Below are 1,289 nucleotides of genomic sequence, written 5' to 3'. Positions count from 1 at the left end.
TATGATCCAAGTCTAACTTGTGATGACGGTATACAGTTCTTTCTTGTGAATACTTAAAATGATAATAAAATTTAATTTGTTACAAAAAGATGCAATTCCTTTCTATCTAGGAGGTGTAAACGATAAGAAACAAATGTAAAGTATTCAGTATGTCTTTGCTCTCCTTTTCAGAGTAGAGTACTGTCTGAATCGGAAGTCTTTTTTTAGACTTTTGATATAAAACACCAGGTATATGTAATTTAAAAATCAAAAATAAGTGAAGAATAAACAATGATTAATGCAAATCGTCCGATAATGAATCTCGACCTCGATCTGCTTAGAACGTTTGTAGCTGTAGCAGATTTGAACACTTTTGCAGCCGCTGCGGCTGCTGTATGTCGAACCCAATCTGCTGTGAGTCAGCAGATGCAACGTTTAGAGCAATTAGTGGGCAGAGAGCTTTTCGCCCGTCATGGTCGTAATAAACTTTTAACAGAGCATGGTCTACAACTGTTAGGTTATGCGCGTCAGATTTTGCGTGCAAATGATGATGCAACGGCATCATTAACGTATAGCGATGCAGAAGGGGAGCTACGTATTGGTGCTTCTGATGACTCTGTCGATACTTTATTACCGTTTTTATTAAATCGTATCGCGTCAGTGTATCCACGTTTAGCGGTTGATGTACGCATTAAGCGCTCTCAATATATTGAGACGATGCTAGATAATCATGAAATTGATTTAGCATTAACAACAGCACGTATTGGTCATCACCCACGTACAGCGTTACGTACTGCACCTGTGCTATGGCATTGTGCGCCAGATTTCCAATTACAAATGAATGAGCCTATTCCTTTAGTTGTAATGGATGAAACTAACCCATTCCGTCAATTAGCAATAAACACGCTAGATGATGCCGGGATCCAATGGCGCATTGCTTATGAAGCCGCTTCTTTATCAGCTGTTCGTGCCGCCGTTAATGCAGAAGTGGGGATTACTGCTCGTCCACTTGAAATGCAAAATGCCGATTTACGTATTTTAGGTGAAAGTGAAGGATTACCTCGTTTACCTGAAACACAATATTGGTTGTATCGTAACACGGATGAACAAAATGAAGCGGTATTAACTGTATTCAATGCGATTGAAAACAAGAAAACACCTTATACTGTCACTGCATCTGAAGATATTAGCTCTACTGAACTTGAATAATCACATTAATAATTGTGTGAATTTTTAGCGTTAAAACACAAAAATTAAAGATTAAAAAAAGAGTCAAATAAAACTGGATAGTGATGAATAATGATAAACGG

General features: G+C 37.8%; 1 protein-coding gene. It reads left to right on the top strand.

All coding sequences use genetic code 11. The features are described from left to right. The first annotated feature begins 270 nt into the window (after nucleotides 1-270). Entirely contained in the window at nucleotides 271-1,188 is a 918-nt protein-coding gene (gene hexA, locus BHE89_RS17540) for a transcriptional regulator HexA (protein ID WP_069367985.1), read from the top strand. The last annotated feature ends 101 nt before the right edge of the window (nucleotides 1,189-1,289 follow it).

This window comes from Shigella sp. FC1967 (assembly GCF_001743005.1).
Taxonomy (GTDB): Bacteria; Pseudomonadota; Gammaproteobacteria; order Enterobacterales; family Enterobacteriaceae; genus Proteus.
This window is presented reverse-complemented; position numbering and strand designations above follow the sequence as displayed.

What these genes read in the sequence shown, in the direction of transcription:
- hexA (WP_069367985.1), top strand. Translation starts at nt 271, where the DNA reads ATGATTAATGCAAATCGTCCGATAATGAATCTCGACCTCGATCTGCTT.